Source organism: Brucella anthropi (assembly GCF_046630315.1).
GTDB classification, from domain to species: domain Bacteria; phylum Pseudomonadota; class Alphaproteobacteria; order Rhizobiales; family Rhizobiaceae; genus Brucella; species Brucella anthropi_A.
Window position 1 is genome coordinate 229,734 of the sequence record NZ_LQBD01000024.1, and the last position, 11,413, is coordinate 241,146.

Genomic DNA, 11,413 nt, shown 5'->3' on the forward strand with positions numbered 1-11,413 from the left:
TTACCAATATTGAATTATTCCATATTACAACCGTAAGTAATTACCACACCCACTGATTAGATATTGGTAATCCTCCCCGTTTTAACGGGGCTCGTCAGTAGAATTCACACGGCCATTTTCAGTTTCTGTGCGGGTGTAATGCCGCCGATGCCCATGTTGGGCTGTTCATTGTTGTAGGTCCATAGCCACTGCGTGGCAAACTCTTGTGCCTCCTCAATGCTTTCGATGATGTGTTGGTCGAACCGTGCGGTTGTAGCGTTCGACGTAGGCGTTCTGTTGGGGCTTGCCCGGCTGGATGCAGCTCAAGGTGCCCCCCGTGTCTCCACCCATTCCATCAGCTTGCCACTGACATATTCCAGGCCGTTGTCCACCCTTATCGTCATGGGCTTACCGCACCATTCGATGATCTGGTTCAGACTTCGGATGACGCGCTCGGCAGGCAGCGAGAAATCCACCTCAATACCCAATCCATCGCGATTGAAGTCGTCCATTACGTTCAGCAGCCGAAACTGCCTTCCATCCTCAAGGCGATCCGCCATGAAGTCCATGGACCAGACCATATTCGGCACTTCAAGGACGGCGAGCGCCTCTGGCTTGTCTCGTTTCAATCGCTTGCGTGGCTTGATCCTCAGGTTCAATGCCAGTGACCTTGCCCGGTTGAAATAATCCATTTTGAAGTAAGCTCTGGCCCATTGTGAGGTCCACCCCGAATTTGGACCACAGAGAACTGGAATTTTCCGGGTTTAAGGCTCAAAGCGGCGGGGATGCCATCTTCGGCCTGGCGCAGGATGGCAAGGATTTGCGGTTGGCTGAATCTGCTCATCTTCATCAAAATCTCCTCGTTCATAAAGCCCGAGAAAATTCTACTTTTGAAGCCATTATCTGACGGGGGGATTACCCTGTAAAATAGCACGCTCAAAGACTTCTGTAAGTCCTTCTGCACACTTCTTCCAATCGAATCTAGATATGTTTTCTTTTGCTTTTCCACAAAGATAAGAGTGCAAATCATCGTCAACCATGATGTTTAACAGAGCATGCCTGATAGATTCCACATTGTCGGGATCAACGATTAGACCAGCCGCTCCTACCACCTCCGGCATTGACGAGCGGTTGGAAGTTATTACCGGCACGCCAAAGCTATTGGCTTCAATTATTGGCAAACCAAAACCTTCAAATTTAGAGGGCATAGCAACAAACCGCGCATGTTTATACAGTTCACCCAATTCTTTGTCAGTGACATATCCCCGAAGCTGCACACAATCTGACAGGTGTAAACGCGAAATCTCTTTTTTGAGATCCGGCATACGCCATCCTTGTCCACCTGCAATTATGAGCACATTCTGGAGCCTTAATTCTTCAGGCAACAATGCATACGCTGCCAATAAATTCAAAAGATTCTTCCTCGGTTCCAATGTACCTACGAACAATCCATAGCGTGTACTGGGCAAAGCACTTGGGCCTTGAGTAGAATCAGCATCGGCCAGCGTATTGGTCCACCCAGGATAAACCTGGTCAACTTTATAAGCCATATCTGGAAAGAATTTGATAATATCGTTACGGGTCGATTCAGAGACGGAAACTATCCTTGTTGCACTTCGAACAGCTGGCAGCATAAGAGCCTTCTCTGCATAATAATTTCTTGCCCTCATTGTATCAGATGCCACAAGCCAAACCAGATCATGTATTGTTAATACTGTTGGCATTGCCGTAAAATAACGAAGCGGCAGCCTATGAGCAGGCCCCCAAAAAACATCTACTCTATCATTTCCTGCAAGTCGCCCAACCTTAGACAACCCCCAAATAATACGTGAAATAGAATTATTTGATCCAGACACATGTACATGCGCACCGGCCGGTAATATTTCATAAGAGTGCGGCTGACTCGGAAAGTAAAGATGTAACCTATGCCCCATCTCTATAAGAGATTTGCACGATTCTAGAATATAACGCCCTATTCCGGTGGGGCGTACAATCAGATTTCTGCCATCCACACCGATATTAAGCACGCTTAGATATCCGAGAATTCATTATTTCGACCTCAAAGATCGATCTAGTCATTGTCAAACATTAAGAACGATAGTAATTTATACAATTCAATATCCCTTCATCAAAATTTACTGCAGGCTCCCAATCAAGAATTGCACGAATTTTACTTAAGTCAGCCACCAATTCCATATTCTCCCCCTTTCGGTATGGAAGGCTACCAAAATCGGGTTTTCCCCGCCCTATCATGGATCTGATAGTTTCAATAACTTCTCGGATTGATCTTCCCGGAGACCCAGAGCCTAAATTCAATATTTCGCCATTTGTTTGATCGCGATACAAACAGCGCTCTACTGCCATGACAACATCTGTGATATAACAAAAATCTCGTATTTGCGCACCTTCTGAGGTCGGAAACTCTCGTCCAGCCAGACAGGCAGTAATAATCTGCGGGATAAAGCGTTGTATGTTCTGACCAGGACCGTACGCCAAAAATAACCGCAATGATACGGACGGAAACGCCTCGCTTCGCCACAACATCTGTAGAAAGTGATCGGCAGCCGTCTTTGCGAACGAGTATGGTGAAAATGATTGTTCTCGTGCAGCTTCAATTTGCGGCGCATTTAACGCCCCATATTGATCGCTGCTGCCGAATTGAACCCAACGTTTAATTGAGGACCGATCAAGTAGACCAAGCAAATTAAAAACGCCAATTAAATGCTGCTCAATTACTTCGACCCCGCCATTGCTGAACAGCCTATGATCCACGGCTCCGCCACAGTTTACAACGAAATCAAACTTTGCATCATTCCGATCATGGGACGCACCAAAGACGCTTTTGAGACTCCCCACATTGGTTACATCCGCAACAAGATAACGTACGTTTGGCAATAGGGCATCGGGAGATCGTCGAGAGAGAGAGAAAACCTCAAACCCTCTCTCTGCGAAATGCTGACACAGGTTCTTCCCAATAAATCCCGTACCCCCAATCACCAAAATCTTAGGCATACCATGGCGCCTTGTCACCAGCTTTAGCTAGAGCATCCAGAGCTTCGACATCCCTTTTGGTGTCCATGCATTGCCAAAAACCATCGTGCCGATAAGCCATAAGCTGACCAGCTCGCGCGACGTTTTCCAGCGGATCTTTTTCGAGAATTGTTTCATCACCATCGATAAAATCAAGAAACTCTGGATTCATGACAAAATAGCCACCATTTATCCAACCTTGGGTTGCTTGCGGCTTCTCCATAAACTCAGTAACAAGCCCATCTTCAATCTGCAGCTCACCAAAACGCGCGCTTGGTCGAACCGCCGTTACAGTTACCATCTTACCATGAGATTTGTGAAACTCGATCAGTTTACTTATGTCTACGTTTGCAACACCGTCACCATAAGTAAGCAAAAACGGCTCGCTACCAATAAAATCTTTCAGCCGTTTAACACGCCCACCGGTCATAGAATTTTCGCCAGTATCAACCAATGTTACATTCCAGTTAAGGCGCGTATCCGAATGAATATTAACGGAACCAGTTTGAAGGTTTACCGTAAAATCCGAATTCAGCGTGCCATAATGCATAAAGTATTCCTTGATTACAGGTGCAAGGTAACCAAGCGCGACAATAAAATCTGTCTTTTGATGCCGTGAATAAATATTCATGATGTGCCACAATATTGGCTTACCCCCAATGGGCACCATCGGTTTGGGGATTACATTTGTGAACTCAGACATCCTGGTGCCAAATCCACCGGCCAAAATAATGGTCTTCATCTAGGATTCCTTTAGAACTCGAAAGCTGCTAAGCTTTTCCGGTCTTCTTCGTTGTCATCGTGCGGGATGTCCGCGATATTTACAACCAAATTTGGGCCTTTCGCCAGCCCGCTAAATGCCATCCAAAACCCCGGAGGCACCGAAATTCTCCGATGTGCTCCTTCACCCGAAATTATCTCCAAACGGTCATCGGAATTCTCGCCAATGAACACAAACTTAACTGTGCCTACGGGAACGATAAGGTTTGATGACATGCGATTATGTCGCTTCCAGCCTTTCACATAACCACAGTCTATAAAGCTGAAGTAGAGTTCACCAAACTCAGGTGATAAACTATCAGAACCCACCATACCTTTCAGCACATCTCCGCCCTGCAAAGGTATTCGTCGAAGGTCAAATACACTTATATCAGAAGTCATTGCGCCCATCGCACACCCCTTCCTGCGGCTATTTCTGTATATTCAGAAATTTGACGGTCAGTGAATTCCCGCATGTTATCGGATTTATTCTTATAAAACTCCAGATACCATGCGATCGTCATTCGCACTGTCTGTTGATAATCCATAGATGCACGCCAGTTCAAATGATAAAGGGCTTTGTCACAGTTCAGTTTCAGGAGGTGCGATTCATAAACAGACGCTATTTCACCGGCGGACACATCTTCCCACTCTGCTCCCTCCCAATGACGAGCCATGTCGGCAACAACTTGACAAACTGTATAGTTTTCATCAAGATTTGGACCAAAGTTAAATGCCTCTCCATGCAACTCTGCTCCATTCTTCAATGCTGCAGCGAGTGCAAGATAACCACTCAGCGGTTCCAAGACATGCTGCCAAGGACGAGTGGCGTTGGGTCGCCGCAATTTTACCGTATCCCCTATAGACCATGAACGTACGCAATCAGGGATAATGCGGTCAGCGGCCCAATCTCCACCACCAATTACGTTCCCGGCTCTGCCAACTCCAATCTTGACCGATCCATCCATTGGGAAGAACGAACGGACATACGATTTAATAGCAAGCTCCGCGGCCCCCTTCGAAGCGCTATAAGGGTCCGGCCCGCCCAAGGCATCATTCTCTCGATAACCCCAAACCCATTCTACATTGTCGTAGGCCTTGTCGCTTGTTATAAAAACAGCAACACATTTTTTATCTACGTGCCGTAGCGCCTCGAGCATGCTGACTGTTCCCATCACATTTGACTGCCAGGTCAGAATGGGATCAGCGTAAGACAGCTTAACTATAGGCTGAGCGGCCAAGTGAAAAATGAAATCGGGCTGAAACTCTCTAAGTGCGTCAACGACTGCTGCCTGATCACAGACATTTCCACGCAAATCAATTAGAGAATTCCCTTTCACCAAAGAATTAAACATAGATGGAGTGGTAGGCACCTCCAAGGAGAACCCACACACGTCCGCTCCAAGTTGGATCAACCATTGCGTCAGCCAGCTGCCTTTGAAACCACAATGGCCCGTCACCAGAACTTTCGCACCCTCAAATACTTTGAGATGATCATTCATAATAAATCTCACTTCCACCCGAACTCAAGACACCAGCCTGCGCACCCAACTCTTTATGCCAGCAGGCACAGCCTTGCGCAACGCATCTTCTAAGCTAAACTCATGGTTATTTGATATTTCCGCAAGCATTATATTGGCGCTACCGCCCTTCTCCTTAGCATAAGAAGCGTATATCGAATCGGCGTCGTGCCATGTACATGCAAAATGATGGCAAATAGACGTATTTTCTGTGAGTGCATTGAGCTTAAACGGACGCTTCTTATCACCGGTAGGTATCAAAGGCGAAAAATAATCTTGCGGATAGATCTTCACACCCGCAACAACAACCGGACCATCGAGATTCGGGGTTGTTCCCATTCCATCAATGTTATGCCCGTTGTTGGCAAAATAGAGCGCAGCTAATTGCGGCGCCCACAAATATAGCGCCTTCTTGCGCCAAACCTTTAAATGGCCGAGACCTTCATAAGTCTCACACATAAAGGTCGCCAACGCACTATTTGGCTTCGACGCCATTGAGTGCGCAGTATACCAACCGCCCGACTTTTCGTCTATACCGATAAACGCATCAAAGGATTCTGCAGCTTCCAGTTCTTCGATCAGTTGATTAAAAATTCGACCATTCACAACTTCGATATCTGCATCAAAGTACACTCCTCCGTACTCTTTCAGCACCCACCATCTGAAGTAATCTGTTAGAAACGCATGATCCTTCGCTTCATACAGCGCCCGAGTATACGCGTTTTGGTCGACTGGCAGATTGGACGCATTCCAATGACATATTTCAAAGTCCGGGAGCTGAGATTTCCACGTTTCTAAATAGGCACCGAACATATCAGGCTTGCCATCAAAGCCAAAATAGATGCGATGCAGTTTTTTCAAGCTCATCGTCCCAACAATCCCTTCAGTTTACGTCGCGCATACCTTTTCAGACGAGACATAAAATCCCTAAGTTTAACTCCAAAAGGCTGACGCTGACCCGCAAATTTTACATACTCGTGAAAGAGAAGCGGTTTATCTCTAATTAAACGCCCCTCATAATGCATTTCGGATACATTGGCATTACCGAATAAGTGGTAGACACAGGTATTCTCGGTGTATTTAAGAGCACGCCCTGAAATTCCAAATTTCGGAGAAAACCACTCCTGCGGATATACCTTTACTCGCGCTTCCACCTCTGGCTCTGTGATATATTTGAACATCCCCTCATAGAGCTCACGACCTTGATCTCTAAAGTAAAGACTAATTAGCTGCGGGCCAATCAAACTCCGCTCTTCCCTCCAATGCCACAAAGGACCACTAAGGGAGGTTTCATAAAGCTGGACCATAAAGTCGACTAGCGCTGACCCCTTTTTTGCCGCCACTGTCTGCGCTGTTGGAAAACCATTGCTGAACTCTTCCACACCTAAAAACGCGTCAAACTGTGTCGACTCTCGAAGCTCACTCATCAATCGTCTCAAAACAGGGCCGGACAAAACCTCACAATCGGCATCCAGATATAATCCGCCGTACTCTTGCAGCTTCTTCCACCGAAAATATTCACTTAGAAAAACCGGTTGGCGAGCTCGGACAGCACGCCGGACCCATTCGTTCGCCTCCAAATCTAAGTTAGAGGCGTTCCATTGCATGATCTTGTATTCTGGAAGCTCTCTCTCCCATGTTTGCAAATAATGCTCAAATTTATCATTAAACGGCGGATAATCAGTAAAGTATATACGGTGTATTATCTTTGGGCACACCTCATCAGAACCATCTCTTATTGAAACCTTCTCCTGCAACGACGACGACATCGAAACAACTCTCACTTAGATGAAGTTAAACGTTTGATAGATGCAAGCATAGATATGAACCTCCAGCGCCTGGACGCAAGAATATCGTTCAAGCGATCTTCGAGAATTTTCTTTTCGGCATTTAACCTTGTATACGCTATCTTTTGATCTGCAAATGCTTTCTCATGTTCGATAAATTTCTCCTCCACAGCAGAGTTCAATCGCGCTATCTCCGCATCCTTTTGCTGAGATGCCCCTTCAAGGCTTCGAAACCCCTCTTCCAGCCAAGCTAGATGCCGACGCAATTCCCTCGTCGCCTCTTCATAACGTTTAGAAACGAGCTGTAATGTAAGCCTGGGAACCGAGCCAATCTCATTTTTCTGCGCCACTCGATCAGCCTCTATAATTTGCTCATAGAGATTGGAAAAACTCCAGCTATTCGGCGCCTGCCCAAAAAGTCTTTGGAAAACCTCATTGTAAGGCGACGGCAAACCATCAGGATTAAACCAACTCGGACGAGTTGGGATTGGGAACTCGATATTTCTACCAAAAACTTCATGGCAAAAAATCAAGAAGGAGAGAAAGAGATCGTGCGGCCACGAACAATCCGCACGAATTGATGAAATCGCACCATAGTCAATTAGACGAATAGCCCCGTCATCACACACCAGAGTGTTCCACACCCTCACATCACTATGGTATAGCCCTAATTGCTCCAACTGAGACAAATATTTCAATACACTTTTTACTACGTGAGGCGCATCGTAGTATCTGTCGTTAGTGATGAAATCATCTAGTGTAAATCCACTATAATTCTCTCTTACAAGCCAAGCTTCTTCATCGTCACAACCGTGAGCGTATAGTTTAGGCTTATAATCTAGCTCAATATCAGATTCTAGAAAAGCAACTTCATTTCGCCATTCCTTCTTTTCCAATTGAGAAGCAACATCGTTCGATAACTTATACTGCTTCCCCATCATATCATCGGAAAAATAGAACCGACGACGCCCCTCTCTTGAATTTGGAACTAATGCATTAGAGACTGTTGTCCACTTTTGAAAATGGAATGCCGTGTCGGCTGCATAAAAAACTTTTGAGCTCGCAAAATACAAAGGGCGTTTAAACTGAGATAAGTGTGTCTCATGTCGGGCCAACAAATGAACATACGAAAATCCGGCAAGGAGATCTTCTACATCGTCCGGTTGTGCGTCAGCCCAGTGAACCGGTTCTACATTCGTAGCAAATTCAAAAATACAGCATTCGCATTTCTGCGCGAGCAAATTTAAGCAGTCGACAACAAACATCACGCCTTTGGCTTCCACCATGTGGTGAAATACGCTTAAGCCGAGAACAAGGTCATACTCGCCCACTTCCAGAGATTCTATAACCTCCTCAACGCGGCCGCATTTAAAGGTAATACGATTATCGCTACGCTCATTCGCTATCGCACGACAGACGGCAATATTCTCTGCCAAGTAGTCAATCCCACAGACCTCTGCACCTGCCTCCGAAAGTGCATGGCTGAAATAGCCTTGAGCACAGCCCAAGTCCAACACTCGCAGCGGACGCCCCAGCAAGCTGCTAATTTTGTTATACACAACCAGAAGACGTTCCAGTCTATCATTACACCCCCTCGAGCACGAAGTGGACAAAGCGGGACGTCCCCAAATTGGCTGATAAACCTCGGGCAACTTGGAAACCAAAAGCTCAAGTTCATTTGTCATGCGTTATCGGACCCAGCGCTTCAAAGTTTGCCTGCAAATCAAAGATACCCCAGAACGGCATGGGCCTATCAACGGTTATCAAAACTGAATCATAGCGCCTATCTAACGGTATAAGATTCTCCTGCGGTCCACTAGAAACTCCGAACGACAGCAAATAGTGGCCTCCATTCAAGTTTATCGGCATGCTGAACTTAAATACCTTTAACTCATCTTTTCTGGCCGATACAGTCATTCCCTTCCCCGACAGGAAGGAGTTGGTTCCGTAGATGAAAAGGCCATCGTGACTTTTAAGAAGCACCCCCGGAGTCACATCGGGGTAGTCGTCATCAAAGAGGACCGAAAACGAGAAATCAACCATTGAGCCACTTTCAATTGAAGGCGGGTAGGATTGATTTTCACTTTTGACGTTGTAATCGAGAATGCGAGCGCCACCTTGCCCCCAGCGATGTTCCTCTTTTCTATAATTCGGTCGAGTGCAGAAGACATCCTCCGATTTACTCAAAGATAAGCCGGCTTCCAAATCAGATCGCGCCTCTATGGTAGGGACCTTCTTTTTCCCAAAAAGACTATCATAGTACAAATTGCAGGCTTGCCGCGTATCGCCGTCGAATTGAACCTTCCCCTTCTCAATAAAAACGGCTCTATCGCAGTGTTTCACTACATCCCCCATTGAATGCGTGACAAAAAGAAGAGAGGTTCCCTGCTTCCTAAAGGAAGAGATTCGATCAAAACACTTGGCTTGAAAGAAAGCATCCCCTACCGATAAAACTTCATCTACGATAAGAACATCTGGACGAATAGCCGTTGCAAGAGAAAATGCCAGACGGGCATGCATTCCTGAAGAATATACACGAATGGGCTTATCAAAGAAATCTCCTAATTCAGAGAAACTCTGGATGTCAGGAATTAGCGCATGCAATTTTTCCTTAGAAATCCCCATAAGACCACCGGCCTGATAGATGTTCTGGCGACCAGTAAATTCAGGATTGAAACCGAGGCCTAGCTCTAAAATTGCACTTACGCTACCCTTGATTTGGACAGCTCCTTCAGTAGGACGCACCGTACCTGTAATCACCTTTAGCAAAGTGCTCTTTCCAGCACCGTTTTGCCCGACAAGAGCGAGCGCCTCTCCAGCATTCAAGCGAAAGTTTATATCTTTTATAGCCCAATATTCTTCATTGGGTCTTATCGACATTCCAAACCAATTTGCAAAACGATCAATGTTCGACTTGTAAACTGGGTAGCATTTTCCCAAATTTTCAACTGTGATAACCGGATCATTCATAATGCATCCACCAGTTCCGAATTGGCACGCTTGAATACTAGAAGCGCCACAGACAACAATGCCAGAGACACGGCAGCGGGATAGACCAACGTTTCAACACTCGGCCATCGATTGAAGAGCAATGCATCTTGATATAACCGAACCACCGAGGTCATGGGATTTAGTTCAACAATCCATCGAAATTTTTCTGGCACAGTTTCGATCGTATAAACGATCGGTGTAAGCCAGAACCAAATCTGTAGAATCACGGCTACAGCTTGACCTATATCTCGAACAAAGACATTGAATACACCCAATAATAACCCCAAGCCAAAAGCAAACATTGAGACCAAAAGGATTCCGATAGGAATCGCCAACCAAGTCACCTGCGGGATACGCCCAAAAAATAAGAACACGATGACAGCAGCCAGCAGCAAAAGCACATGGTTAACGAGCGCACCACCCCAAACTATTATTGGAAGGCATACACGGGGGAAAACAATCTTTTTCAAAACACCAGCATACTCGATAAATACCGTCAAACAACGTGTAAATATCTCAATAAAAAGATTCCATCCCGCAAGACCAGCAATCAAATAAATAGAGTAAGCCGCCTTATCATCAATGCCATGCAGCTTAGCGCTTAATATTTCACTGAGAACTACTGCATATATTGTGGATTGGGCCAACGGATGCAATATGGACCAAAACAAACCCAGCTTCGAACGCGCAAAGCGCCCCTTTAGTTCAGCTAGGATGGATGCGTATATAAAATGCCTGTAATTCCATATGGACATTACCATACTGATCGTACTTCCTTTGAAAAGGGCTATCCTTGGCGGCCTATATATGAGAACGAATAACGCGTCAAAAATCCTGATCCTTACGAAGTTCCACAGACAAGGTCTCAGTTCCTTGATTGGCCATAAAAACATCGCCGCCCTGATAGCTAAGTTCAGATCGCTGATCCACAATAACAGCCTTATCCTGATTTTTTCCAAGCGAATTAATCTTACAATGTGGCGACAAGACGAACAATCATTTAGAGGTGGTTTCTCTATTCGGCGAGCTAGATATTTTGTCCCTGGCCTGCTGCCTGTTTTTCGAATACCGAGCTAAGCTAATCCCACCTTGTTTTCAAATTCCATCGGGCTGAGATAGCCCAGTGTCGAATGCCAACGCTTCGGGTTTTAGAAGCACTCAATGTAATCGAACACACCCACCTTTGCATCATTTCTCGTCCTGTAGACCTATCGTGCGTCTGAATAGCCCCGAGTTTCGTGGACGCCCTCGGGTTACATTTCCTGCTGCCGTTCGAACTCGACGGGTGACAGCATCCCGTTCCTGACGTGCTTGCGCTTGGGGTTGTAGAACATCTCGATGTAGTCG

At 45.9% G+C, this 11,413-nt stretch carries 12 protein-coding genes and 2 pseudogenes; all 14 read right to left on the reverse strand.

Annotation, left to right across the window (positions count from 1 at the left end):
* Positions 1–104 precede the first annotated feature (104 nt).
* Positions 105–650 (reverse strand): annotated as a pseudogene (locus tag AVM02_RS13530) (DDE-type integrase/transposase/recombinase); the annotation flags it as partial.
* Positions 635–829 (reverse strand): hypothetical protein, encoded by a 195-nt coding sequence (locus AVM02_RS13535; RefSeq protein ID WP_411507448.1) that lies wholly within the window; start codon positions 827–829, stop codon positions 635–637. The gene AVM02_RS13535 and the pseudogene AVM02_RS13530, both read right to left, overlap by 16 nt.
* 49 nt (positions 830–878) lie before the next feature.
* Entirely contained in the window at positions 879–2,006 is a 1,128-nt protein-coding gene (locus AVM02_RS13540; protein ID WP_411507449.1) for a glycosyltransferase family 4 protein, read from the reverse strand.
* Positions 2,007–2,067: 61 nt separating this feature from the next.
* Entirely contained in the window at positions 2,068–2,991 is a 924-nt protein-coding gene (locus AVM02_RS13545) for an NAD-dependent epimerase/dehydratase family protein (protein WP_411507450.1), read from the reverse strand.
* Positions 2,984–3,751 (reverse strand): glucose-1-phosphate cytidylyltransferase, encoded by a 768-nt coding sequence (rfbF, locus tag AVM02_RS13550; RefSeq protein WP_411507451.1) that lies wholly within the window; start codon positions 3,749–3,751, stop codon positions 2,984–2,986. Before rfbF ends, AVM02_RS13545 begins: the two co-directional genes overlap by 8 nt.
* An 11-nt stretch (positions 3,752–3,762) precedes the next feature.
* The gene (locus AVM02_RS13555) at positions 3,763–4,179 is read right to left on the reverse strand and encodes a dTDP-4-dehydrorhamnose 3,5-epimerase (RefSeq protein ID WP_411507452.1); all 417 of its coding nucleotides are present in this window, start codon (positions 4,177–4,179) and stop codon (positions 3,763–3,765) included.
* On the reverse strand, positions 4,167–5,270 hold the full coding sequence (rfbG, locus tag AVM02_RS13560) for a CDP-glucose 4,6-dehydratase (RefSeq protein WP_411507453.1): 1,104 nt from the start codon (positions 5,268–5,270) through the stop codon (positions 4,167–4,169). The genes AVM02_RS13555 and rfbG overlap by 13 nt, the downstream gene beginning before the upstream one ends.
* 24 nt (positions 5,271–5,294) lie before the next feature.
* Entirely contained in the window at positions 5,295–6,155 is an 861-nt protein-coding gene (locus AVM02_RS13565) for a glycosyltransferase family 32 protein (RefSeq protein ID WP_411507454.1), read from the reverse strand.
* The gene (locus tag AVM02_RS13570; RefSeq protein ID WP_411507455.1) at positions 6,152–7,057 is read right to left on the reverse strand and encodes a glycosyltransferase; all 906 of its coding nucleotides are present in this window, start codon (positions 7,055–7,057) and stop codon (positions 6,152–6,154) included. Before AVM02_RS13570 ends, AVM02_RS13565 begins: the two co-directional genes overlap by 4 nt.
* A gap of 11 nt (positions 7,058–7,068) precedes the next feature.
* Complete coding sequence (locus tag AVM02_RS13575; RefSeq protein ID WP_411507456.1) at positions 7,069–8,760, reverse strand: methyltransferase domain-containing protein; 1,692 nt, start codon at positions 8,758–8,760, stop codon at positions 7,069–7,071.
* The gene (locus AVM02_RS13580) at positions 8,750–10,045 is read right to left on the reverse strand and encodes an ABC transporter ATP-binding protein (RefSeq protein WP_411507457.1); all 1,296 of its coding nucleotides are present in this window, start codon (positions 10,043–10,045) and stop codon (positions 8,750–8,752) included. Before AVM02_RS13580 ends, AVM02_RS13575 begins: the two co-directional genes overlap by 11 nt.
* Positions 10,042–10,827 (reverse strand): ABC transporter permease, encoded by a 786-nt coding sequence (locus AVM02_RS13585; RefSeq protein WP_411507458.1) that lies wholly within the window; start codon positions 10,825–10,827, stop codon positions 10,042–10,044. Before AVM02_RS13585 ends, AVM02_RS13580 begins: the two co-directional genes overlap by 4 nt.
* A 312-nt stretch (positions 10,828–11,139) precedes the next feature.
* Positions 11,140–11,274: pseudogene (locus AVM02_RS13590) on the reverse strand (IS3 family transposase); the annotation flags it as partial.
* Between the two features lie 45 nt (positions 11,275–11,319).
* Positions 11,320–11,413: IS3 family transposase (locus AVM02_RS13595; protein ID WP_297564976.1), on the reverse strand; the 94-nt coding region annotated here is incomplete at its 5' end.

Excerpts from the sequence above, each read along its gene's own strand:
- AVM02_RS13535 (WP_411507448.1), bottom strand. The coding sequence starts at position 829 with ATGAAGATGAGCAGATTCAGCCAACCGCAAATCCTTGCCATCCTGCGC.
- AVM02_RS13545 (WP_411507450.1), bottom strand. The coding sequence starts at position 2,991 with ATGCCTAAGATTTTGGTGATTGGGGGTACGGGATTTATTGGGAAGAAC.
- rfbF (WP_411507451.1), bottom strand. The coding sequence starts at position 3,751 with ATGAAGACCATTATTTTGGCCGGTGGATTTGGCACCAGGATGTCTGAG.
- AVM02_RS13555 (WP_411507452.1), bottom strand. The coding sequence starts at position 4,179 with ATGGGCGCAATGACTTCTGATATAAGTGTATTTGACCTTCGACGAATA.
- rfbG (WP_411507453.1), bottom strand. The coding sequence starts at position 5,270 with ATGAATGATCATCTCAAAGTATTTGAGGGTGCGAAAGTTCTGGTGACG.
- AVM02_RS13565 (WP_411507454.1), bottom strand. The coding sequence starts at position 6,155 with ATGAGCTTGAAAAAACTGCATCGCATCTATTTTGGCTTTGATGGCAAG.
- AVM02_RS13570 (WP_411507455.1), bottom strand. The coding sequence starts at position 7,057 with ATGTCGTCGTCGTTGCAGGAGAAGGTTTCAATAAGAGATGGTTCTGAT.
- AVM02_RS13575 (WP_411507456.1), bottom strand. The coding sequence starts at position 8,760 with ATGACAAATGAACTTGAGCTTTTGGTTTCCAAGTTGCCCGAGGTTTAT.
- AVM02_RS13580 (WP_411507457.1), bottom strand. The coding sequence starts at position 10,045 with ATGAATGATCCGGTTATCACAGTTGAAAATTTGGGAAAATGCTACCCA.
- AVM02_RS13585 (WP_411507458.1), bottom strand. The coding sequence starts at position 10,827 with ATGGTAATGTCCATATGGAATTACAGGCATTTTATATACGCATCCATC.